The organism is Vibrio jasicida CAIM 1864 = LMG 25398 (genome assembly GCF_000400365.1).
Classification (GTDB): domain Bacteria; phylum Pseudomonadota; class Gammaproteobacteria; order Enterobacterales; family Vibrionaceae; genus Vibrio; species Vibrio jasicida.
In genome coordinates, this window is the sequence record NZ_BAOG01000071.1 from 16,099 (window position 1) to 40,106 (window position 24,008).

Consider the following 24,008-nt stretch of genomic DNA (forward strand, 5'->3'; position numbering starts at 1 on the left):
TGATGGCACTTGTCACCCAAAGGCGTTTACGACTCATGCCCTAAATAGCGCTTTTTGAAAGATGACGCAGAGGCAAAAAATGCAGTTGCAATGAACGTAAAAGCGATGCCCGACAAATAGACGAATTCTTCGTTTGCGAGCAGTTCATAAACACTGACTACAAATACGAACAATACCAACATTACATTGATACGATGAAACCAAGGTCTCTTGGTTGAATACTGTGCGTATCTCTTAACAAACATAAAAAATTTCCATTCACCACAATAATTTATAAATCTATTTATAGACTCTTCTAATAATAAGCTTTCCTGTGAATTTCTACACGATATCTTTCACTTTACGCGCAAAAAATCACACTTTGATGGGCTTATTATTTAAAAAGAAGGCATTTACTTTCTAAATCCATTCAGAAAGCTAACCATTATAAGTTTAGATAAATAACTAATTGAGAAAGAATAACTTCTTTATTCGGAGAGACACTTCACACTGTTACGCTCAACCAATGTAGGTTCAAGCTGTACAACCTGAGCTTCATCAGATTTATCATCCAGTTTTCGCAATAAGGTTTCGACTGCGGCTTGCCCTAGACGGTATTTCGGTTGGTGGATCGTGGTCAAAGATGGAGACATGAATTTGGCGATATGGATGTCATCGTAGCCAATAATGGATAACTGCTCTGGAATTTTAATACCTAGCTCGTTAGCTGCGTTAATTGCGCCCATTGCCATCATGTCGTTGGAGACAAAAATCGAGCTTGGGAGCGGACCACGTTCCGCCATTTTCTTGAAGGCTTGATAACCACCTTCACATTCAAAGTCAGATTCAACAATCCAGTTTGCATTGAACTCAAGCTCAGCTTCAATCATTGCTCGCTTATAGCCTTCATAACGCATTTGCGCTTGATGCTTGATTAGTGGACCTGTAATACAACCAATCTCTTGGTGGCCGCAGTCGATAAGGTATTTAGCTGCAAGATAACCACCACGAAGTGAGTTATCTTGGATCTTATCGCTGGTGAACAACATAGGGCCCCAGTCCATCACTACAACCGGAATGTCAGGATAACGCTCAAATACATCAATGCGCTCCCCTTCTAACGATGAACACATCAAAATCAGGCCATCAACGCGCTTTTGCAACAGCGTATTGATAGATTCACGCATTCGCTCGTTATCACCTTCTGTGTTACACAGGATCAGGCTGTAGCCTTTATGGTAGCAACTGCGCTCAACACCTTTTACGACTTCACCGAAAAATGGGTTGGTTGAGGTAGTCACCAGCATACCAATGGTTTTGGTTCGATTGACTTTGAGGCTACGCGCCAAAGCAGACGGCGCGTAGTAATTGAGTTCTTTGGCAGCATTGTTGACTCGTTCCGAGATCTCTTCGCTGACAAAGCGAGTTTTGTTAATAACATGGCTCACAGTTGAAGTGGAAACCCCTGCCAGTTTTGCGATGTCTTTCATCGTTGCCATGTTATTACTCCTAGATTATTGGTGTTGAGCCAGAAACTCCTCAACCTCTTTGCGGGTTGGAATGGAGGTTTGCGCGCCAAAGCGAGTTACTGAGATCGCTGCTGCTGCGTGGGCAAACTTAATCGCTGATTCTAAAGGTAAGTCTTCCAATAAACCAGTGACTAATGCCCCATTAAACGTATCGCCCGCCGCAGTGGTATCTGTTACTTCTACGCGGAAGCCAGGAATGATTTCACCACGACCGTTTTGACTCAACCACACCCCTTTCGCACCCAGCGTGATCATGACGATTTCAATGCCTTTCGAATGCAGGATGTTCGCCGCTTCTTGTGCACTGTCATCGTCTGCTACCGTCACGCCTGTTAGCACTTCCGCTTCCGTTTCGTTTGGTGTAATCACATCTATGCAAGACAGTAATTCATCTGACAGCTCGCGAGCTGGTGCAGGGTTAAGAATCACGTTGGTCTTGGCATCTTTCGCGATTCGCGCTGCTTTCTCGATGCCGCACATTGGCGTTTCTAGTTGCATCAACAAGTAATCAGCCTGACGAATGCGCTCTAGATCGGGCTCAATCGCCTCTGCAGTCAGCTTTGCGTTGGCTTCTGCTGAGATACAAATGCTGTTCTCGCCACTGTCCGCCACTTGAATCATGGCAATGCCCGTTGGGCAGTTAGGCTGCATCTTCACACCAGTGATGTCGATGCCATCCATTTTGAAGTTCTCACGAATATTGATGCCGAACGAATCATCACCCACACACGCAATAAAACCGATGTCTGCGTTTAATCGAGCTGCCGCAACAGCTTGGTTGGCACCTTTGCCACCTGGGATAACTTGATAGTTGCGACCATGCAGCGTCTCGCCTGGGCGAGGGAAAGAAGGCACTTGAAGAACATGGTCAGCGTTTACACTACCTAACACCACTAACTTATTCATACGGTTATCCTCGGTTCTGATTGAACCCTTTATATTTGAACAGGAGTAATAGGTTTACGCTCTTTGAAAAAACGTAAGCGTATTACGATTCAACTAGATTTAATTTTCTAACTTACCGCTTTCGTTGTTTGGAATGACCCAACACATTTATTGGGCCATTCCGTTATCTTCAACAAAGAAGAATCACTGAGTCGAACGTTAAACTTACTTAGTCACTACTTTAAGCGGAACAGGAATGTACTCCTCAACCTTCTCGCCTTTCAAGACTTTCGCTGCAGTTTCTACACCCAACGCACCGATAAGGTCTGGTTGTTGTGCGATAGTCGCTGCTAGCTTGCCACGGTTAACTGCTGCAATGCCATCATCAGTACCGTCGAAGCCAACGATCATAACGTCTTTACCTGATGCCTGTACTGCGCGAAGCGCACCCAATGCCATCTCATCATTCTGAGCAAATACCGCTTGAACATCTGGGTTAGCTGCAAGCAAGTTTTCCATTACGTTCAGACCTTTAGTACGGTCAAAATCAGCAGGTTGGCTTGCTAGTAGCTCCATGTTGCTGCCCTTCACTGCTGTCATGAAGCCTTCACCACGCTCACGCGCCGCAGACGTACCTGCAATACCTTCTAGTTGGATAACTTTCGCTTTCTCACCTACTTTTTCCATGATGTAGTGACCAGCCATTTCACCACCAACTACGTTGTCAGATGCGATGTGACTCACTACATCACCACGGCTTGCACCACGGTCTAGTGTCAACACAGGGATCTTAGAACGGTTCGCCATACGAATCGCGTTTGACACAGCGTCTGAATCTGTTGGGTTAATCAGAATCGCTTTTACGCCACGAATCGTTAGGTCTTCGATGTTTGATAGTTCTTTACTCGGGTCATTTTGCGAGTCCAGTACAATCAAGTCGTATCCCAGTTCTTTCGCTTTTGCTTCTGCACCGTCTTTCATCGTTACGAAGAACGGGTTATTCAGCGTAGAAACAACAATCGCCATCGTATCTTGAGCGTGTGCCGCTACCGATACGGTTGAAGAAAGAAGTGCAGCAGAGATAAGAGTTGCGAGTTTTTTCATCGTTCTAGTCCTTTGTGTAGGGTGAGCCAGCACACGTCCTCTGGCTCGATTTGTATTCAGGATTTAGTGGGGCTCTTTATTTTAAATATCAATTACTTGTTTTTATTGTCTACCAGTACTGCTAGCAAGATAACCACTGCTTTCGCAATCATTTGATAGTAAGAAGAAACATCGAGTAGGTTCAGCGCGTTGTTTAGGAAGCCGATGATCAGAGCACCAATCAAGGTCCCCATGATGCGACCTTTACCACCCATCAAGCTGGTGCCGCCAAGAACAACCGCTGCGATAGCGTCTAGCTCGTAACCCATACCCGCTGTTGGCTGCGCCGAAGACAAGCGAGACGTCACGATGATACCAGCAAGCGCTGCCAACATACCGCAGATGGCGTATACACCAATTTTCACACGGTCAACGTTGATACCAGAAAGGCGCGTTGCTGATTCGTTGCCACCAAGTGCGTACACATAGCGACCAAAGCGAGTATGGTTCAGTAGGTACCAAATCGCAGCAAAGACAATTACCATCAACCAAACAGGAACTGGGATACCAAGTGCGTAGCCTGTACCGAACCATGCAAATGCGTCTGCGGTATCAGTAAAGCCCGTAGAGATAGGACGACCGTCTGTATAAACCATAGTTACACCGCGTAATAACGTCATGGTAACCAGTGTTGCGATAAAGGCTTGAACCTTACCTTTAGCAATGATGATACCGCTGATCGCACCCAGTGCCGCACCAGCAAACAATGCCGTCGGAACCGCAATAAGCACTGGCACTTCTAACGCAATCATGCTCGCGGCAAACGCACCACACAGCGCGAGTACAGAACCAACACTTAAGTCTATGCCTGCGGTAAGAATAACCAACGTCATGCCTACCGCGATGATCGCATTGACTGAGGTTTGACGAAGAATATTAAGAATGTTGTCTACCGTAAAAAAGTTCGGGTTCAAGAATGACACAACAACAATCAAGAAAATCAGTGCAATCAGTGACTTTTGCTCAATCAGCCATTCTTTGGTGAACAACTTTTTGCTGTTCGCTTCGGTTGGTTTGCCCATGGTCTTAGTACTCATGCTGCTTCCTCATTGATCTTTCTGCCTACGGCACAAGCGAGTAGTGTTTCTTGGTCGGCGTCTTTCGCATCGAATTCGCCAGTAATACGACCTTCGTGCATCACCATGATGCGGTCACTCATGCCCAGCACTTCAGGCATCTCAGAAGAAACCAAGATGATGCTCATGCCTTCGGCTTTAAATTTGTTGATTAGCTGATAGATTTCTTTCTTCGCACCCACGTCGACACCACGAGTTGGCTCATCCAGAATCAGAACTTTAGGTTTGGTCATTAACCCTTTTGCGATTGCCACTTTCTGCTGATTACCACCAGAAAGGTTACCAATGATTTGGTCTCGGGTTGGCGTTTTGATGTTGAATAGTTTGATAAAGTCTTCTACCGCCACGACTTCTTCGCCATGTTGGATTTGGAAGCCTTTGGTGAGTTTATCCAGTGCACACAGAGACATGTTCTCCTTCACGGATAACTCCAGCACCAAGCCATCGCCTTTACGGTCTTCAGAGATGTAAGCAATGCCATTCGCCAAGCCGTCTTGCGGGCTAACTGGGTTAATGGTTTTGTTGTCTAAGTTGATGACACCACGCTCACTCGGTAGCGCACCGTAAATGACCTTCATCAGTTCAGTACGCCCCGCCCCCATCAAGCCTGATACGCCAAGGATTTCACCACGTTGAAGCGTGAAGTTAATGTCGTGAACACCCGAGCCCGTCAAACCAATCACTTCAAGACAAACATCACCATGCGTCACATCGATACGTGGATATTGTTCTTCCAACTTACGACCAACCATCATTTCGATGAGTCCATCTTCGTTGGTGTCTTTAACTTGGCATTCGCCGATGAACTTACCGTCACGTAACACAGTAATGTCATCACAAATTTCGAAGATTTCTTTCAGACGGTGTGAGATGTAAACGATGCCGCAGCCTTGGTCGCGAAGTTCGTTAATCACTTTAAACAGCGATTCCGTCTCTTTGTCGGTTAACGCATCCGTTGGTTCATCCATGATGATGACTTTGGATTCGAAAGACAGCGCTTTCGCAATCTCCACCATTTGTTGCTCACCAAGGCTCAAATCACCAAGCAGCGTTTTCGATGAGTGCTTTACGTTAAGGCGTTGAAGCAACTTGTCTGCTTCTTCATACATTTTGCCCCACTGAATACGCCCCATCGTGCCGGTAAACTCACGACCTAGATAGATGTTTTCGGCAATCGTTAGCTCCGGGATCAAGTTCAATTCTTGGTGAATGATACTGATGCCGGCTTCTTGCGAGTCTCTTGGACCTTTAAACGCCGCTGGCTTACTTTGATATTGAATGCTTCCTGCATCCATATGGTAAATACCGGTGAGTACTTTCATCAAAGTTGACTTGCCAGCTCCGTTCTCGCCCATCAACGCCATCACTCGACCTGGGTATACATTAAGGCTGGCTTTATCCAACGCCTTAACGCCCGGGAAGGCTTTCTCGATGTCGCTCAGTTGTAGAATGGCTTGAGTCATAATTTGTCCTCAATTAGTTCTGGCTTAAAACACCACGCCGGCTTGGAAAATCACGTTCGCGTAAGGTGTGCACTCGCCTGTTCTCACAACAGCACGGCTTTGTTCTGTACGAGCTTTAAAGTCTTCATGCGATACGTAGTTAATCGCGATTTGTTTACCAGTTAGCTCACTTTCTTTCGTCAACTCAGTAACAAGTGCATCATGGTGAACTGGGCTAACTTTTGCGAATTCTTCAGCAATGATGACCCCCTCAATTTGGGACTCAGATAAGATCACTCGGACGGTATCTAGAAAGCCAGGAACTCCGTGCGTCAACGCTAAATCAATACGTTGTACATGATCAGGAATTGGCAAGCCCGCGTCACAAATGGTGATTTCGTCGGTATGACCAAGCGTCGCCACCAAGTAAGAAATTTCTGAGTTAATTAGGGTACTTTTTTTCATCTCATCGACCTTTCGGTTACACGTTCATACAACTGTGAGTGTCTCTCTTGGACTAAATTCGATATTGACAAAACACTCATCGAAACGTTTCGATGCAATAATAAAACGCCAAGAAGAATTGACCAGTCACAGATCGATAAGGTGTGAGAATGATCCGTAATTGAGTGCTAACTGATTACGAAAAAGATATTGCGGTCACACTTCCCTATCGAAACGTTTCGATGACTTATGAAAATATGAGAAAAGTCATTGAACTGTTAATTCCGAGAGCAAACTCATTCACAACAAAAATGTGTTGAGTCAGTTTGAAATAACGAAAATATGTCTAAAGTTTGAGACTTATTCTGGTCAATCTCGTAAAAAAGCGCACACAGCATCACAAATATACGAAGGTCGTCTGACTTTAGAAAACCACCCACTTACAATTTGAAAAACACAGAAATACTATCGTCATCCGTTCGGAACCTTTAAGTAGGGAACGTTTGTAGGGACACAAACGGAAGTTGAAGAACCATAATGAAACTAAGCAATAGAGTTGTTTTGCTTGTCGCGCCAGTCATTCTTATTAGCGCGTTGGTGTCGAGTTACATCATATATAGCATTCAAAAAGTCACACTGATTAAGCGAGAAGACAGCTACATTCAGCTGCAAATGGAAAAGCTCGCGGGGCAATTTCGTCAGGCCAACATATTCCTCAATAGCTACGCCTACACATTAAGCAAAAGCGAAGTTTTACAAGACTACTTCGTCAATCATGACAATCCGTATCGTGAGCGACAGCTATTCAACCGTCTCGATGAAACCGTTGATGTATTAAGCCATGGCTACAGTGGCGATGCGAATATGGCGATCCTCGATGGCAATCAAGAACTGCTTTATTACACTGAGAACCAATTCTATGAATCCAGTGGTCGCTTTGACCCCAAGATCCTTGAATACGTAGAAACGAGTTACGCGCAGCATGGCGAGGTTAGCCACACTGGCTTTATCTATAACTCCAGCGGCCAGAGCATTCTGCTTCAATACGAACTGTTTGATCAACGAACGGGCGAACACCCACCAAGCTTTGACCCACAAAATGCTTTCTTCGTTGTGGTTTCAGTCTCTCTAGAAGCATTCAATAACATCAAGCACGAGATTGAGTTCGATACCCATAGCGTCATCACCTTTTCTAACAAACCGATTATTCTGGATATCCCACTCGCACAAACCATCGAACTGCTACCCCATTTTTATGCGGTGCTCTCTCCTGCAGAGTACTTAATGTGGAACAAAGTCGATAAAGTATGGCTAGAACTGGCGCTATCATTTGGCATTGCGTCTTTCTGTACAATCACTCTGATTGTACTGATTCTCTACCGATACGTCCTAAGTCCTGTTTCTCGACTCGATAGACAGTTACGCGAAATTGAGTCAAACAAACGCAAAAATATTGAGAAGCTGAATACAGATGACGAAATAGGACGTTTGTCATCCCGCTTCTTCGATATGTATGAAGAGCTAAACAATATCTATCACAAAACAAAACGATTAGCAGAAACCGATCACCTGACTCAGTTAGCAAACCGTCACCGTTTTCACGAATTAGCGACCCGCGAACTGGCGGAACCATCAGAACAATTGTGGGTGATTTATATCGACCTTGATAACTTCAAATACGTAAATGACAAATACGGCCATGAGTTAGGCGATAAACTGCTACAAGTATTTTCCAAACACATCAAGAAAGTCTGTCAAAAGTTCACTCAACAGTACAATAGCCCATGCTTTGGAGCTCGCTTGTCTGGGGACGAATTTGCGATTCTCCTTAGTGCAAACCACAAAGACAGTAACATCCCAGATTTGTTTGCAACCGAACTACTCAAACCCATCCACAATTTGAGTCATTCATCCACAAACTCATTTCCTGTCACCTCAAGTGTTGGTATCGCCCAATACCCAAGAGATGGTGCCGATGTCGCTAAATTGCTTTCTAGTGCAGATGCCGCGATGTACCAAGCAAAGCGCGCAGGTAAAAATCAGTATGCGTACTATTCTGCCGCTCTGAATATTGAAGCGCAGCGTCGCAGCCAAATTGAGCGTGCACTGCGTAAAAACAACGTTGAAGACGAGTTCCATTTAGTCTTCCAACCTTACATGAACAGCAATGCTAACGAAATTGAAGGCTTAGAAGTTTTACTACGTTGGGAGGCGGAAGGCATTGGTTCAATACCGCCAAAAGAGTTTATTCCGATAGCAGAACAGACCGGATTATTTGAGAAAATTGACCGTTGGGTCTTCGCAAACGCGATGGAAGAATACCACCAGCTTAAGAGCATTTTTGGTAAAGACATCATTCTATCCATCAACTTGTCGTCTGCCGAACTCAATTCGCTCTCTATGGCAGAGTTTATTCACGATAAAGCGAAACTAAATGGCGTGCCAGCACATTGCATTGAGTTGGAAATTACCGAAACCTTCGCTGCGGACCAACAAGGTACTGCCCTACTCGACGAGTTGGCAAAACTGGGATACAAACTCGCGATCGACGACTTCGGTTCGGGCTACACATCACTGACACAATTGGTGCAATACCCAGTGCAAAAGATCAAGTTTGACCGAGAGTTTCTTTTAACATTAATGAACACCGATAATGGACATGTCATCAAGCCAATCATTGAGCTCTGCCATGCACAGAATAAAAAAGTCACCGCAGAAGGCATCGAACACAACGTCATGCACGAATGGCTTTCATCTTATCGGTGCGACTTTATGCAAGGCTACCTGTTCGGTAAACCAATGGATAAAGAGCAGTTAAATCTCTGGTGGAAATCCGCCAATGACCAGCCATTTTCTCAATCAGATATCGCGTAGTCGAATGAGTACTCCATAAGCCAACATGACGACGTGCAAAACTCAACAAAAAAGCAGCACATCAAGTGCTGCTTTTTTAGTTTTTAGATAAGAAGTAGAACACTACATTCGCTTAAGCATGTTTAGCGTAATGTTGGCAGAATTATCCGCAGTTGCCTTTTTAAGATCCGAGTAGACAACATCTGCCGAACCATCCGCTTTGTCTGAAATCGTACGGATAACGACGTAAGGTACTTTGAACGCATCTGCTACTTGGCCTAACGCTGCGCCTTCCATTTCCACAGCCATGGCGTTGTATTCTTGGTAGATACCCGTCACTTTCACTTTGCTTGCAATGAACTGGTCACCAGATGCGATAACGCCACGGTAAACACTCTCTTTGCCAAGCGTATCAACGGCTGCATCAAATGCGTATTTTTGCAGTGTTTTATCTGCGTAAAAGTAACGCTCTTCGTAATCAGGCAGTAGACCTTTCGGCATATTGAATGCGGTTAGATCGACATCATGCTGAACCAAACGCGTAGAGACCACGACATCTAACGGGTCCAATTTAGGGTCGCTAGCACCAGCAATGCCCGTGAAGATCAGTTGGTCAACGCCGAAAGACTCAATCAGAAGTGTGGTAGTCATTGCTGCATTGACCTTACCTACGCCAGATTTCGTCACGACAACGGTTTTGCCCTCTAACTCTCCCGTGTAAAAGCGATGGCTACCAATTTTCTTTACTTGTTGGTTTTGGATTTTTGGCAATAGCGCTTCAACTTCGACATCCATCGCACCGACAATACCGATGGTCGAACCTGCAACGGAAGGAAGTGAGTACGCAGCAAGCATTAGAGCAAGAGATTTCTTCAACATGGGAATCCTGAAATGTAATACGCGCCACCAAAATGTGACGCGACGCAAATTATACAATACATTCCCAAGGTGGCAATCGTTTGCATCAATCAACTAATACTGGTTGATTAAGAAATTCTCAATTAATGAGAACGACTTAGCCATTTTTACTTTTTAAAGGAGAAACAACTCGATCTTTAACCCGAATCGTCGGCATAAAATAATCGCAAGCTGCACGGTTCGCATCCGTTGGATGACCCCAAGCACCGCAAACATCAGCACTGCTCTTCTGTCTCGTAAACTGGCGACATTGTCCGCATCGATAATTCATAACTCTTCCCTGAGCAATTTAATCCTGTCGATCAATTCTGTAGAAAATTACGCTTCATTCAGCGCAGCTTCTACCGCGGCCTTAGCGTGAATCTCTTTTGTATCGTAAAGCTTAACGTCTGTGTGTTGAGGTTCAACTAACATCGCAATCTCAGTACAACCAAGAATGACCGCTTCAGCGCCCTCTTCAACTAACTTATCGATAATAGCGAGATACTGTTGACGAGAATCCTCACGCACTTCTCCTTTGCACAGCTCGTTATAGATAACCTCATGAACAATCGTTTGGTCATCTGAACTTGGAACGACAACATCAACACCAAATTTATCGATGAGTCGCTGCTTATAAAAGTCTTGCTCCATGGTAAAACGCGTACCAAGCAAACCAACCTTCTTAATGCCATCCGCCACCAGATTCTCAGCGGTCGCATCTGCAATATGAACAAGCGGTACATTGACAGCTTGCTGAATTTGGTCCGCGACTTTATGCATGGTATTAGTACAAATCAGAATGAAGTCCGCACCGCCTGCTTCCACCGATTTTGCTGCTTGCGAGAGAATCGTAACCGTGTCGTCCCATCGACCTTGATGTTGAAGCGTTTCAATTTCGGCGAAATCGACACTGTACAAACAGACTTTTCCTGAATGTAACCCACCTAGACACGCTTTCACTTCACGGTTAATGATTTGGTAATAGTTCGCGGTAGACTCCCATGACATACCACCAATTAGGCCTATCGTTTTCATTTTCTTCCTTAATCGACGTGTACTTGAAAATCTTCACTGTAAAAAGCATCAAAGACCATTTCAATATCTCTTGGTAAAACTCGGCTTTGTGAAAGTGGTGGAATCTTATGCTGCGCGAAGAAATCGATTTCCGAAACTTCAATGTTCTCTTTAGGTTCACCAGAAACGTATTCACACAAAAAGAACATCTTATAGATGTGGAATGGATAAGGCGGCTGATAGTCATGCATCGCTCTGTCTCGAATCGCAATCAGTTTCGGTCTTGCAACCACGAGGCCAGATTCCTCCAGCACTTCGCGCACCACCCCACTACTTGGAGTTTCACAAACATCAGCCCAACCACCAGGTAATGTCCACCCTCCGTCTTCGCGCTCTTTTACGAGAAGTATCTTGCCGTCTTTTATCACCCCAGCACGTAGGTCGACTTTGGGTGTTGGATAGCCCGTTTCAGGGATAAATAAGTTTTGAATATCGGCAACGGACTTATCGCTGATGTCAGCAAACATCTGATGAGCGATGTCTTCGACTATTTTGAATCGTTCTAGATCGTAAGCATCTTTACTGTATGCTTCCCCTGCTTGAGCAATTGCTTGTAGTTGCTTTGCCCAATCTAACCACTTCGACATACACATCCCTTTTTCAACTTACCTTTGCAGAAACTAGCATAACCAACTGAAAGCAAAGTTTATTTTTGATCAAGTTTTCGCAAAGTATTTATCCACTATATTTTGTTTACTAGATAATTCGAATATTTTCGATATTTACAATTCAATCAAAAATATTATTACTCGTCACAATTATTATTTATGGAACTTCATTTATTAAACATCGTTCTTAGCGCTGTATTTAATCGAAGATATTCACTTAATGCGACGCGATCGACTTCCGTCGAGACTGGTGCATTTATTATTGGATACCAGTTAACAGACTCCGCTTCTAAACTCTGAATATCACCTTGCCAATTGGTCACCACATAATAGTGAATCAATTGCAGTTCTGTAGTTGGGTGATATAAAGAGCATAAATAACCAAATTGAAGTGGCTTGATGTTGAGTTCTTCTTGCAATTCTCTAAACAATGTTTGTTGTCGGGTTTCGTTTAACTCCATATGGCCACCGGGTATCGCTATTGCCCCAGGGTCAGATTCCTTATCCTTTGCTCTAGTTTCCAGCAACACTTGTTTGCCCTTAACTAAGATAAATGAGACACACTCATGAACTTCCATCTTCATCGTCCTTTGATAACCGTTTTTTAGCAAACTAACATAAATCATTCCGATGATGTGAACAGCAATACTCAATAAATTGACCACATACAACAACCTAGCTGCACGTATAGTTGAATATGCGGAGTTAAGTATTCGCTTAATCTATCAATTGTCTGTAGTTGGGTAATGATTTGTTACGACTAGGATCACAGTCTAAAAAATTTTTGCACAATGCTAAGTATGAAATAAATACATTGAATTCAAACGGTATTTTTATTTCATTTATAATTAAACGACGTTTTATTAGCACCACTGCTTAGTAAATCACGGTAAACACAGTTTTATTAATTACCTAAATCGGCTAGTATTTGTCTTGAAGATTTTTAAAGTCATCGATTAACCTCTCAATGTTGATTAATATCAGCGAGTTAGTTGGCGGAACTCTACCAAATACCAAAAATGGTTCGGTAATACGTGTCACTACGCATAATAGGAAACGTTGAGAATAGAATTAAATTGATGTGCATGCTGTATTAACGATTGCAAGACGCAATCGCTGAATTTGCTACACCAAGAGTTTTATTTAGTACAAATGAAAAAGCTATTTTTATTATTGATATGGACATCGCTCTCTGTTTCGCCATTTGCCTTTGCTCATCACTCTGGCACAAAAACAGAAACTAAAGCCACTCAACAACTGGTTGAAAAAGCCTATAAGCAGGCCAATCTAAGCGGAGTCATTGATTACAAATTATTCAATGATGCATTTTTGGCTTACAAGAAAACCCCAGATCGTAAGAAATCGCTTCTTACTATTATCGACTACAGTAAACCATCTACTGAAAAGCGCTTTTATGTGGTCGACTTAGATAAAATGAAGCTGATCTTCAACACCTATGTCTCTCATGGAGTGAACAGCGGTAAGAAAACAGCAACCAAATTTTCGAACGTCGTAAACTCTCGTAAGACGTCTTTGGGTACATTCTTAACTGACACGACTTATTATGGCTCTAACGGTTACTCACTTCGTCTTGACGGATTGACATCAGGCGTGAACGATAAAGCACGTGAGCGCTACATTGTGGTTCATGGCGCAGACTATGCGAACCCTTCTTTTATCCAAAAGAATGGGTATCTTGGCCGCAGTTGGGGATGTCCAGCCCTACCACAGAAACTCTCACGCAAAATCATCGATACCATTAAAGGCGGCAGCGTCATTTACGCAAGTGCTTAGTCGTTGTTTATCTACCTTCAAGAAAGGGAGCGGATTCGCTCCCTTTCTTGAAGGTCATAAAAAACTGTTCATCTTCTCAGCATCTGGTTAGTATACGCAATCATTGACCTCGTGCGGTCCCCTTTAGCAGTAGCACTAGGTCCATTAGGTTTCGTTTTGGTGAGGTTTTAGGGTTCGTTTTGCGTCATCTGTTTCGTCTTATGCTGTTATTGTCACTTGCTCTATTCTCAGGGCAAATGGTTGCCGCACACGCACATGATATTTCGACTCAGAATTTCAATACATCACAAAAACTCGCTAAGCTCAGTCAGCAAGATTACGCATCGCTAAAAGCTCCTTTTCTTGAAAAGCATAGCGATAGTTCCTGGGGGAAAGACGGTTACTTTCGCTTTTTAAAACGTGATTTTCTTGGGCTATTGCCTTGTCGAAGAAATTCGGGCGATGACGGTGAGTTGCCATTAAACATCAAACCTGACTACCACTTACTCGTCGCGTTTTTGTCTCCGCCGTTGTTGGCTATCGCATTAAAAGCAACGCCTCTCCCAGATGATAATGCTTTAGACGGCAAACTTCCTTTTCACCTATCAGGGTGGAAACAAGCAAACTTATTGTACGTTTTCAAACACGGCCGCGAATCTATGCTCGCCGTTTGACTTCACTGACTTAAAGAAGGAATGCGTCAGTGTTAGCCAAGGATGATCTCATCTATCCATTGAATTAACTCGAGATCCTTACAATGAAAAGATTCGCAATCACCGCCGCTATGGCTTTAGCACTTGCTTCATTCACAACATCAGCAAGTGAGACATCAAAACCAGAACAAATGACTAATGAAGCGCTTCTAGAATGTGCGAACGCTTCGAATGCTCGTAATGCCGTGCCAGAGCATAGAGCGATGTTTAGACACTATCTCATGGCTGAGCGCGGCTATACATTCAGCCAACTTTCTTCTGCGGAGACTGAGTTCAAAGCACAAGGCATGGATGAAACGAAGATGGAACAGTTCTACAAAACTGAGTGTAAGGAAGCAGGCGAATACCTTTACAATATCGGTTACTGATTCGCGCTCGTTGCAAACAATGTAAATACAGAAAAAGGCGCTGTGATAGCGCCTTTTTTGCTTTTCAAATTTCTTACCAGAACAATTATGGCAGTTGTGGAGTTGTTTTTGATTTGCTCCAAGCCTTGCGAACTTTTACCAACACAAAACTCATGATAGCGATGGTCAATGTAATCACAGGAGCAGCCATTAAACCCATCGTCACAATCTTGTTGAGCTTTTCTGGTAGTAATGGCAACAGCAACCCCAAACCACATAGTAACAACGTCCACAAGATGGCACTCAGCCATGCAAAGTAATGGAATTTACTCACGCGATTCACGCGAAGCCCCATCATCAATGGAAGTAAAGAGCGAACTACAGGAATAAAACGTGCACAAAACAGTGCAATCAATCCGTGTTTACCTAAGAGCACGTCAACTTGTTCCAAACGTTTCGCTGGCACAGCATTCACCCACCCCTGTACTTTCGGCAAGCGATTTAACCACTTTCCTTGCAGGTAGGCCGCCCAACTGCCCATTGCCGCACTAACAACAATCACTAGCATAATGACGACAGGATCTAACACACCTACCGCAGCTAACGTGCCGGACAAAACCACCACGCTATCACATGGAAATGGAGCGGCTGGAATAAAGCCACTTTCTAAGAAAATAAGTGCTGCAACAACAAAGTAAATCAGCCCTGCACTGCCTGGGGCCATTAAAGCCGTGAAATCTTGGTGCCAAAGCGCAAGTAACACCTGAACAATTGAATCAAACATAAATACTCCTAAACATCATAACGAATTTGCGAAAACAGACGATTAGGCACTACCTCGCATGCATGAAGCGGTAAATCAGGTTCGATTCTTGCCGACCTCCAATTCGATACTTTGAACGAGGATAAATAGTTCGTAGGATTGGGGAAACAAAGGCCGAAAGAAAACGATTCGTAGACTCTGTCGATACCGTTAACCAACGCGCGGGCAATACATCGAGCTCATCATTATCTGTGGTCGAATTAGAATGATTAACTCGCAATGCATTGCGGCTGAGTAAACTTGCCGTAACTTTGCGCCTTGGAGAGAAAGGGACTTCCTCAAGATGGGCTTCGCCTTTGGTAAGAGAAGAAGTAAAAGCAATCGCATGGGAAAGTTTTGGTGACGGTTGTTCCTGACTCAATTCAAAAGCCATCAGCGCAACAAAAAGCCCTAACACACAGACTAGATAAGCACGCACAGAATTCACCTAAACCACAACGATACGCTGTTTTAACTCCATGCGTGCCAATTTGCAATCTAAATTCTCAATCGATAATAAAAAGAGAGTTTTGCAAACCTTTGCTAGGGCAATTTGATGTCCATTTAACCTTTATTTAATAGTCGCTTAATCTTTACCATACGGGTAATTTTCAAACATTTTTGTCACTTCTTCCGAAATCAATTCTTCACGTTTTTCAGTGCTCATCGACTCCGTAAGTTTACGGCTTGATACCCCTTTCCATACCACTTGATTCGCTTTGGTATCGACTAACTCCACCACTAACTTGCCATACTTCTTTTCTTTGTAACGCTCAGGACTTGAGGTTACAACGCCAAAACTGTTCCAGCCGTAACCCACACTGAAAGAGGAACCAGAAGAAACGAGCTCCGATTCTTTGATGATGTCGTGGTGCACATAAAGGTCACCACCATTTTTTACTTGTGATAGCCCTTTCGCTTCCAATTGAGAAGCAAGACCTTGCTCAATACGACGAGCATCTAGGCTTGTTGGAGCCTCTGATTGTTCTCCAAAATCAAACGTTTTGTAGGATGAAAAATCCGCTTGTTTATCGACGTCGGTCGTCACGGTTGTACAGGCCGTTATCATAAACACGAAAGACGCCGCCAATAAACCTTTCCACATACTCATTCTCCTCTCTATTTTGCCGTATTTATCGGCCTTCATTTATTGCAACTGGGAAAAAATTGAATCATTTCAACATTTAGTCTTGACCATGATTGCCAAGTGTTCAAATTCGAGAAACAATAGAAAGCGAGAACAGACGAAAATTCTGCCCGATTGAGTTTAAGAAGAGCGCTCCGCCACGACTGTAAAAGCAACAAATCGAACGCTTTATAGGCAATTTGAGAGTTATTTACGCATTGAGCAACCAATTGATCAAAAAAGACTTTTCTTTTGTCGTTAATGTGGCATATTGGAACTGTCCTATCGATGCGCGGGCATCGTATAATGGCTATTACCTCAGCCTTCCAAGCTGATGATGCGGGTTCGATTCCCGCTGCCCGCTCCAAGCTTTCCCTTAAGCTAGTCTTTTTCTCAAATTTCCAAAACTATCCTTTAAATTCGTACTTCACTGCTATCATGCTGCGGCTGTAATCGATCTCTTGTATTTGCTACCTAAAACTGCAGGCATAAAAAAGCCCCTGCAAAATACAGGGGCGTGTCTTCGTTATAATGTTCCCCATATCTTTGGGGTTAATCCAACTGAAGTGTCGTGAACGTGTCGTTTTTCAGCCCGCCACCAGCGCGTTTCTTCATGGTGACTTCGACCGATCGCTTCCCTTCATTGACGCGATAACGTATTGCTTGAGCGAGGTATTCGTCATTTCGCTTCAAGTCTTTAGCGTCAATCTTTAACGTACGATTTTGACGATTTACCGTGCAGCGGTAATCCCAATCATTTTTACCATTTTTCAAAGCCAGCAAAATACGATGACCTGACGTTCCCGCCGTTTTAATCCCGCGGGGCTGCTTATCTATCGCCAGTGCTAACCCTGCTTTACACAGCTGTTCGGCACTAAAAGCAGTTGCTGCGTATGTGTACCCAGAGCCGAGCATAGCGGCGGTCATCGTTACAATTGAGAAAACTCGATTAAATGTCACCGTCCGTTCCTTAAAACTTACAAAACACCGTACGCATTAAAACAACATTACCGAACACTGTCAAGAATAAATAGTATGGCGTTTAGTTAATCATAAGAAACGGCTATTCCAGGGTGTCAGACGGAGGCGCAAACAAACACCGCCAACGCTGACGCCAAGATAAATTAGGACGAGTCACTTCTTTGAACATGTCTTTCCATTCCGCAAACGTCACGGTAATAGGATTAAAGCTGTTAACAGGTTTTGAGATGCCATAACGAACCGTTTCAACTTCTGGCTCGAATGTACCAAACATGCGATCCCAGATGATCAGCACGCCAGCGTAATTTTTATCGATATATTGACGATTCACACCATGATGAACACGGTGATGAGATGGCGTATTGAAGACCCATTCTAAAGGACCAAGAGAACGAATCGACTGGGTATGAACAAAGAATTGCAGACCGAGATTAAGCAGAACAACAAACACTACCCACTTAGGATCAAAACCAATAATGACCAGTGGCACCCAAAACAACCACATGCCGGCCAATGGGTACATCAGGCTTTGACGAAATGCGGTACTGAAGTTCATGCGCTCTGAACTGTGGTGCACCACGTGTGCCGCCCACATCCAACGGATACGATGACTTGCTCGGTGGAACCAGTAATAGAAAAAGTCTTGCAAGACCATTAAAAGTAAAAACGTCGATACCGTCATTTCGATATCAAATAACCGCCAACCAAACCACCAAAGATAGAGCTTAGCGATCAGCAACCCAGTCAGAATATCAGTAGCTTGGTGCAGACTTGCAAGGACAAAGTTACATACAACTTCAGGCAAATAGTAGCGTGCGCTTTCATGTAACTTACCCCCTCGCTGCCCAATCCAATACTCTGCGGCAATGCAAAGGAGAAAGATCGGTGCGAGCAGCATCAATAATAAATCAGGGTGTTCAGTAATTCGTGACCATTCCATCGTCTCTTCCTACCACTTCGCGTAGTGATCTTCGGTGAGTCCCATCACCTCATCAAGTTCGTGTTTAATGCCATTGCCATCAATCAAATAGCCAGAAAAGTAGCCGACAAACTGACGAAAGTTACTCTTCAAAAACCAGAAATTCTTTTTCTCTGAGCGCTGATTTTTAGGTTTGAAGATCAAGTCGACGCGCTGGTCTTGTGACGTAATTCGCCATGACGCTTCTTGATGCATGCGAAAAAAATCGAATTGTACAGGTGGCATCAAATGCCGTTCACCATCAATCCAAATCACGTTTTCACAATACCCGGTTTCGTTAACTCCAGCAGCAAAGTTCAGCCCTATCCGTTTGTCTTCACTGTGATGATTAATGCTCGCCCATCGCCAACTGGTTTCCCGCCGCATATACCCAGCAGAGAAGTCATACCCAGCGACTGCGTTGGTTAGATCTTGTGGTTGCCCTTTCACACTCATTTCACCTTGGACAGCGAGCACGTTGTGTTTTTGGGTGTAGGTCCAACCTGAATACGCGGTTGGTGTGCAGAGCATCAAAGGCAAGCTTTCTGACTCAGGTTTTAACCTCAAGTCAGCTTGAATAAGGTCTGTTGAAAGCTGTATGTGCCAGAGTCCATTTTCAATCTTGAATTGAATGGCATCATTAGCGAGATAGGCTTGACTGTTCCAACTTGAAGGCTGTGTTTGATAGCCCATGTTGAGCGGCTTTAGCCACTGCTGCTCCACCAGTTCATGGGTTTCTGCGTTAAACACATAGCAAAAGCCAGATGCCAAATAGCGAATATCGGCAATCGCCACACCAATGATGTATTTCTCTGTCACGATCGAGACGAACTGGAACTGTTTATAGTCGAATCGCTTTCGCCAATTCGATGCAGGCTGGTCCATCTCATTAAGATATTGAAACGAACCCAACTGAAGTGATTCGGGAATCGATGCTAAATGACCAAATTGAGGTAATCCATTCGCTTGAATAAAGGGATTCAAAGGCGTTTGCACATCCATGCTCGCTATTAATCAATGACACACCATTCAATATTAACATTAATTTAACAATAAACAGTTTGCGCCACTGCACAACATTGGTTCAGTTCTCGGCTTCAAATGAGCTAAAATGTGAAACCAGTCACTCATATCGAGCATAAAATACCGTTTATTAGAGCTTTCAGCTAAATCAAAAGCGACGAAAAGCAAAGCTATTTCGGCACTCTTTCATTTTGAACTGAAATGACGAGAGAGTATCGCGGCATTGAGTGTTTTAAATGATTTCAGTCGTCACTTCCGTTTTCACCGAGTTCGCAATAAAACAATGCTCGTGTGCCATATGATGCATTTTTTCTAGCTGCTCGCGTGTTGGTTGTTTCTCACCTAAAAATACGACTTTTGGTTTAAGCACCACTTTGGAAACCCATTCCTTGCCATTTTCGCCAACAGCAAGCTCACCCATCGCTTCATCGATATAAGCATCCACCACATAACGACGCTTTGCCGCTACAGAAAGAAAGACCAGCATGTGGCAACTCGAAAGTGCGGCAATGAAAGCTTCTTCTGGATCAACATTCTCTTCTACCGAAAACGGTAAAGGGACAACATGAGGAGAGGGAGACGCGGGTACTTGTAATCCTCCATCAAACTCCCATATATGGGCACGGCTGTACTGGTTGTCACTGAAGATTTCATCAACATTGCGCTGCCATTTAATTCGTGCGGTGTGCTGGCTCATAACGGCTCCTTGTAATCAAGAGTCCTCAGTAAAACATACTCATAGATTCAGTCACAACCTAAATGAGGGGTGCATAAAGTATTCATATCACCTGGTTGGAATCATTGATTTGCGATCTCGATTTTTCAATCAAACGTTGACCTTGATGAACATTGACCTGCAGCCGGTTAATCAGTTTTTGCAACTGTTCAATCTCAGGGGTTTGTCGATTCTTTACCTGCGTTTCAATTTCTAATGCTTGATTTGCCAAGGTATCAAGCCCTAGGTTCAATGCCATGCCTTTCGTTGTATGTAAGGTACTATGAAGTGAATCTAAATCTTCGACCATAAAGAACTCAATTAGCTCATCAACGGCGGCTTCAAAATCGCAAACGATGCTTTTCAACAAATCCATCAGCGCTTCAGGCTCCTCTCTCAAGATCTCAATCGTATCTGAGTGGGTAAGCTCTTCCTCTGTTAAGCGCAGCTTTTCGATTGGCTCGCGATGCAGTTGAACGACATTCTCGGATTGTTCAGCCTCCCCAATTGTTTGAACAGGTAAACGTGAAGAAAACTGCTTCAACGCATCCGTAAAGCTCTCACGTTGCAACGGCTTGGTTAATACATGGTCAGCACCGGCTTCAATAAAGTTATCATGAGCCTCTCTAAATACATCGGCGGTGTAAGCAAACAGTAAAGTCCTCACCCCTAGATTTTCTCGGATGAAACGCGTGGCTTCGATACCATTCATTTCTGGCATATGATTGTCCATCAAGATCAGGTCATACTGGTTTTCTTGTGCTTTCTTCGTGGCTATTAAACCGTTTTCAGCGATTTCTACCGTATGCCCTAACTTCTCACAAAAGCCTTTTGCGACAATCGCATTAACCCGATTGTCTTCCGCCAACAATATACGAAGGTTGCTTTTGCTCTCTCCCTTCGACTCCTCCTTCGCTTGCTCTGGTTGGAATTCCGACTTTTCTTCCCAGGGAATGGGAATATCAACAAGGAATTGGGTGCCTATTCCCTCAACGCTCTTGATTTTGACTTCACCGCCCATAAGTTCGGTGATTTTTTTCACAATCGCTAAACCAAGGCCTGTACCACCAAACTTACGAGTGGTAGACGTATCGGCTTGCTCGAAGGAGTTGAAGATGCGATCTTGCTTGTCTGCGGGAATACCTATGCCCGTATCGTTCACAGAGAGCACCAGACGCCTTCTTTCTTGATCCAGCTCTGAACGAATCAATACGTGTCCGTCATGAGTAAACTTCACCGCATTACCCGCCAAATTAAATAAGATTTGGCGAATACGGGCACAGTCACCTTGAAATTCGACCTGATCGGGCACTTCATTTTCAATAAACAGCTGTATGTTCTTTTCTTCAATTAGAGGCTGGATTGCACTGCATACTGGTGTTAAAACTTGCGACAGATTAAAAGGAGCCTCTTCCAAATCCAGCTTATTCTCTTCTACTTTGGAAAAGTCCAAAATATCATTCAGAATGGTCATTAAGTGCTGGCCAGAGTCAAGAATGACCTGAACGTGCTCTTTGGTCTTAGGCTCTTGAGTCTCGCTCGCGATGATCTGAGATATTCCTAAAACACCATTCATCGGCGTTCTCAACTCATGACTCATGGTTGCCAAGAATTGTGATTTAGCTTTTGCTGCACGTTCCGCTTTATCTGTCGCTTCCGTTAAATCATCATTGAGATGTTTGAGCTTATTCACACGGTGTTGAGTTTGCAGCACAAACACCGCCACGAGTAAGACGATAGAGAGCAAGACAAGAAACCACGTCAAACGTGCTTCACGCTGAACAAATTCCAACAGTTGATGCTCGGAATACTCAACAAATTCAAAATAGTGACCTTCTAATATTTTGTTGGTCAGCAACTCAATCTTACGTTCACTTTGACGTAGACGATTCAAAAATAACGATATGTTCTGACTTTCTGGGTTGTCCCCTTGCAACGCAGCATTAGTAAGAAAGTCAAAGTAGTGTTCTTCAAGCCAAACGTCCTGAGTATCCGCCCCGAATTGATCCTTATAAATGTTGTGTAGCGCCAGCAGTTCATATTGATTGGCGACCTGAACCCCTATCAACATATCCAGTGTCTGGGTGGCCTCACGCACTTTTCCATCAAACTGAACAAGGATATTTTTGACTCTGTTCTTTGTTGAGGTGAAATTAAACCAAATAGATTGTTCAAAATCTTCACCCAATTGCTCCGCGGCAAGTTCCAACTCGACGAGATTTTGCGTAATCTCGTAGTCCTTCCTTGAGCTGGTCTGGTAACGATTAACGACCGTGTCCCGCTCTTCAATTAAGTGATGACCAATCTCAGACAAAGAAGCATGTAGAACTTGAGTATTTTTGGAGTTCACATGAGTCATGTACGCTAATACCATCATGACGGCAATGATCACAAAAAGTAGTACGTTAAGTATTCTGAACTTACTCATTTTCAAACACCTCCAAAATCGAAGGCCTTGGGGCGGTTAATGCAATGAGAAACGCTTCGATGTCTGCCACCTTTTCATCACTCATGGTCACGCCTAACTGAGTTTGAGACATAATCTGAATAGCATCGGAGAGTTTGTCGACTTTGCCATTGTGGAAATAAGGGCTGGTTTGGCCGACGTTTCGCAAGCTCGCAACACGGAAATAGAACTTGTCTTCTCCATCTGTCGTCCTTAAACGACGTCCTGTGTCTAAATCAACATCTGGCGTTTGGAAGTAAGTAAACCGTTGAATCATCGCACCACCGACGTTTTTACCTTGGTGGCATTGCACACATCCTACTTCTTGGAAAGTTTGCCATCCTCGAATTTCCTGCTCATCAAGGGCATGGGAATAACCTAGTAGATAAGAATCAAAAGGCGAGCTAGGAGTTTGTAAAGCTTTCAGGAACTCAACAATCGCTCCTTTGATGTTTCGTATGGTAATCTCTCGCCCATCCGCCCGTTTAAACAATGCGTTGTAGGTTGAATCACTTTTCACGTATTGCTCAATGTCCTTCCAAGTCGAGTCCATTTCTAGCGGGTTTAATACCGGCCCATCGATTTGCGCCATGAGTGAATTAGCGGTACCGTCCCATAAAAAGCGATAATTAAGAGACGCATTAAATACAGTAATAGAATTGCGAATACCTAAACCGTTTACACCAGTTGAAACCGCACTCGGTTCCGCGCCATTCGTTTGTAAATCATGACAAGTTTCACAACTGATTTGACCATTAGAAGAGAGCTTTGGATCACGAAAAAGCTGCCAACCAACACGAGCAAAATCCATATCGATACTCGGCTCTCCCTCAATCGGCTTCACCAATTGTAAGTCTTGTTTAGCTAACGTCCCGCCCGCATAAAATGAAGCGCTGATTAATGCTAATAAACATCCACACACCCCTTTAGTGGTAAGCCTTTTATACATATTAAGAGTATCCTTACCCAGCCCCTTAATATGAACTTAGTTGCTTTTCCGTTTTTTTCCATTACTAGAGATAGGGATATTGAGCCTGCCCTCATAACCCATTGATTGTTTGTACCCCCAATACCTTTACTTACCTGTTAGGCAGTATCAAGCGTGCGTTGTCGACAAGATAAACAACCTTGATTGGATGGATTTGGTGAAAACCTATACTATCCGTTCCCCTTTCGGTTTGAATTTCGTGA

General features: G+C 43.8%; 24 protein-coding genes and 1 tRNA gene. 5 read left to right on the top strand and 20 right to left on the bottom strand.

All coding sequences use genetic code 11. The features are described from left to right. Window positions 1-26: 26 nt before the first annotated feature. The 7 genes from VJL_RS19700 to rbsD form a co-directional block, all read right to left on the bottom strand. Entirely contained in the window at window positions 27-245 is a 219-nt protein-coding gene (locus VJL_RS19700; protein ID WP_038867986.1) for a hypothetical protein, read from the bottom strand. 222 nt (window positions 246-467) lie between these two features. Further along, on the bottom strand, window positions 468-1,478 hold the full coding sequence (locus VJL_RS19705; RefSeq protein ID WP_005435752.1) for a substrate-binding domain-containing protein: 1,011 nt from the start codon (window positions 1,476-1,478) through the stop codon (window positions 468-470). A gap of 15 nt (window positions 1,479-1,493) precedes the next feature. After that, window positions 1,494-2,414 (bottom strand): ribokinase, encoded by a 921-nt coding sequence (rbsK, locus tag VJL_RS19710; protein WP_038867987.1) that lies wholly within the window; start codon window positions 2,412-2,414, stop codon window positions 1,494-1,496. A 204-nt stretch (window positions 2,415-2,618) separates the two neighbouring features. Beyond that, on the bottom strand, window positions 2,619-3,497 hold the full coding sequence (gene rbsB / locus VJL_RS19715; protein WP_009704137.1) for a ribose ABC transporter substrate-binding protein RbsB: 879 nt from the start codon (window positions 3,495-3,497) through the stop codon (window positions 2,619-2,621). Window positions 3,498-3,589: 92 nt separating this feature from the next. Beyond that, window positions 3,590-4,573 (bottom strand): ribose ABC transporter permease, encoded by a 984-nt coding sequence (gene rbsC / locus VJL_RS19720; protein WP_038880719.1) that lies wholly within the window; start codon window positions 4,571-4,573, stop codon window positions 3,590-3,592. Beyond that, complete coding sequence (gene rbsA, locus VJL_RS19725; RefSeq protein ID WP_038880721.1) at window positions 4,570-6,075, bottom strand: ribose ABC transporter ATP-binding protein RbsA; 1,506 nt, start codon at window positions 6,073-6,075, stop codon at window positions 4,570-4,572. The genes rbsC and rbsA overlap by 4 nt, the downstream gene beginning before the upstream one ends. Before the next feature lie 24 nt (window positions 6,076-6,099). After that, window positions 6,100-6,519 (bottom strand): D-ribose pyranase, encoded by a 420-nt coding sequence (gene rbsD, locus VJL_RS19730; protein ID WP_038867992.1) that lies wholly within the window; start codon window positions 6,517-6,519, stop codon window positions 6,100-6,102. A gap of 516 nt (window positions 6,520-7,035) precedes the next feature. On the opposite strand from rbsD, the gene VJL_RS19735 reads away from it, so the two are divergent. Continuing rightward, on the top strand, window positions 7,036-9,372 hold the full coding sequence (locus VJL_RS19735; protein WP_038880724.1) for a putative bifunctional diguanylate cyclase/phosphodiesterase: 2,337 nt from the start codon (window positions 7,036-7,038) through the stop codon (window positions 9,370-9,372). Window positions 9,373-9,474: 102 nt separating this feature from the next. Here the strand turns inward: VJL_RS19735 and VJL_RS19740 are convergent, their stop codons facing one another. The 4 genes from VJL_RS19740 to VJL_RS19755 form a co-directional block, all read right to left on the bottom strand. Next, the gene (locus VJL_RS19740) at window positions 9,475-10,230 is read right to left on the bottom strand and encodes a 5'-methylthioadenosine/adenosylhomocysteine nucleosidase (protein ID WP_009704133.1); all 756 of its coding nucleotides are present in this window, start codon (window positions 10,228-10,230) and stop codon (window positions 9,475-9,477) included. A 357-nt stretch (window positions 10,231-10,587) separates the two neighbouring features. Next, a complete protein-coding gene (locus tag VJL_RS19745) occupies window positions 10,588-11,286 on the bottom strand; it encodes an aspartate/glutamate racemase family protein (RefSeq protein ID WP_038880727.1) in 699 nt (232 codons plus the stop codon). 8 nt (window positions 11,287-11,294) lie between these two features. Beyond that, window positions 11,295-11,912 (bottom strand): NUDIX hydrolase, encoded by a 618-nt coding sequence (locus VJL_RS19750; RefSeq protein ID WP_038880729.1) that lies wholly within the window; start codon window positions 11,910-11,912, stop codon window positions 11,295-11,297. Between the two features lie 188 nt (window positions 11,913-12,100). Continuing rightward, window positions 12,101-12,511, bottom strand: coding sequence for an NUDIX hydrolase (locus VJL_RS19755; protein WP_038880845.1), 411 nt, complete (start codon window positions 12,509-12,511; stop codon window positions 12,101-12,103). 574 nt (window positions 12,512-13,085) lie between these two features. On the opposite strand from VJL_RS19755, the gene VJL_RS19760 reads away from it, so the two are divergent. The 3 genes from VJL_RS19760 to VJL_RS19770 all read left to right on the top strand — a co-directional run bounded on the left by VJL_RS19760 (window position 13,086) and on the right by VJL_RS19770 (window position 14,787). Next, complete coding sequence (locus VJL_RS19760) at window positions 13,086-13,727, top strand: murein L,D-transpeptidase catalytic domain family protein (protein WP_038868002.1); 642 nt, start codon at window positions 13,086-13,088, stop codon at window positions 13,725-13,727. 179 nt (window positions 13,728-13,906) lie between these two features. Next, window positions 13,907-14,380: a hypothetical protein gene (locus tag VJL_RS19765; RefSeq protein ID WP_227740528.1), complete on the top strand. Its 474-nt coding sequence runs from the start codon at window positions 13,907-13,909 to the stop codon at window positions 14,378-14,380. Window positions 14,381-14,463: 83 nt separating this feature from the next. Then, window positions 14,464-14,787, top strand: a complete 324-nt coding sequence (locus tag VJL_RS19770; protein WP_038880731.1) for a hypothetical protein — start codon at window positions 14,464-14,466, stop codon at window positions 14,785-14,787. An 85-nt stretch (window positions 14,788-14,872) separates the two neighbouring features. Here the strand turns inward: VJL_RS19770 and VJL_RS19775 are convergent, their stop codons facing one another. From VJL_RS19775 to VJL_RS19780, 3 genes are all read right to left on the bottom strand, one after another. Continuing rightward, window positions 14,873-15,550, bottom strand: coding sequence for a DedA family protein (locus VJL_RS19775; protein WP_038868006.1), 678 nt, complete (start codon window positions 15,548-15,550; stop codon window positions 14,873-14,875). Window positions 15,551-15,599: 49 nt separating this feature from the next. Next, window positions 15,600-16,007 (bottom strand): hypothetical protein, encoded by a 408-nt coding sequence (locus VJL_RS28110; RefSeq protein ID WP_080774292.1) that lies wholly within the window; start codon window positions 16,005-16,007, stop codon window positions 15,600-15,602. A 147-nt stretch (window positions 16,008-16,154) separates the two neighbouring features. Further along, on the bottom strand, window positions 16,155-16,673 hold the full coding sequence (locus tag VJL_RS19780) for a DUF4136 domain-containing protein (RefSeq protein ID WP_038868008.1): 519 nt from the start codon (window positions 16,671-16,673) through the stop codon (window positions 16,155-16,157). Between the two features lie 313 nt (window positions 16,674-16,986). On the opposite strand from VJL_RS19780, the gene VJL_RS19785 reads away from it, so the two are divergent. Continuing rightward, window positions 16,987-17,061 (top strand) — tRNA-Gly (locus tag VJL_RS19785). A gap of 185 nt (window positions 17,062-17,246) precedes the next feature. On the opposite strand, the gene VJL_RS19790 is transcribed toward VJL_RS19785, so the two are convergent. The 6 genes from VJL_RS19790 to VJL_RS19815 form a co-directional block, all read right to left on the bottom strand. Further along, window positions 17,247-17,654, bottom strand: a complete 408-nt coding sequence (locus VJL_RS19790) for a hypothetical protein (protein ID WP_038880733.1) — start codon at window positions 17,652-17,654, stop codon at window positions 17,247-17,249. Window positions 17,655-17,757: 103 nt separating this feature from the next. Further along, window positions 17,758-18,615 carry a sterol desaturase family protein gene (locus VJL_RS19795; RefSeq protein ID WP_038880735.1) on the bottom strand — a complete coding sequence of 286 codons (858 nt, stop codon included), beginning with the start codon at window positions 18,613-18,615 and terminating at the stop codon, window positions 17,758-17,760. Window positions 18,616-18,624: 9 nt separating this feature from the next. Continuing rightward, window positions 18,625-19,635, bottom strand: coding sequence for a DUF2804 domain-containing protein (locus tag VJL_RS19800; RefSeq protein ID WP_038880737.1), 1,011 nt, complete (start codon window positions 19,633-19,635; stop codon window positions 18,625-18,627). 253 nt (window positions 19,636-19,888) lie between these two features. Further along, a complete protein-coding gene (locus tag VJL_RS19805; protein WP_038880740.1) occupies window positions 19,889-20,353 on the bottom strand; it encodes an OsmC family protein in 465 nt (154 codons plus the stop codon). Window positions 20,354-20,435: 82 nt separating this feature from the next. After that, window positions 20,436-22,799, bottom strand: a complete 2,364-nt coding sequence (locus tag VJL_RS19810; protein WP_038880744.1) for an ATP-binding protein — start codon at window positions 22,797-22,799, stop codon at window positions 20,436-20,438. Further along, window positions 22,792-23,766 (bottom strand): cytochrome-c peroxidase, encoded by a 975-nt coding sequence (locus VJL_RS19815; protein WP_038880746.1) that lies wholly within the window; start codon window positions 23,764-23,766, stop codon window positions 22,792-22,794. The genes VJL_RS19810 and VJL_RS19815 overlap by 8 nt, the downstream gene beginning before the upstream one ends. Window positions 23,767-24,008: the final 242 nt, after the last annotated feature.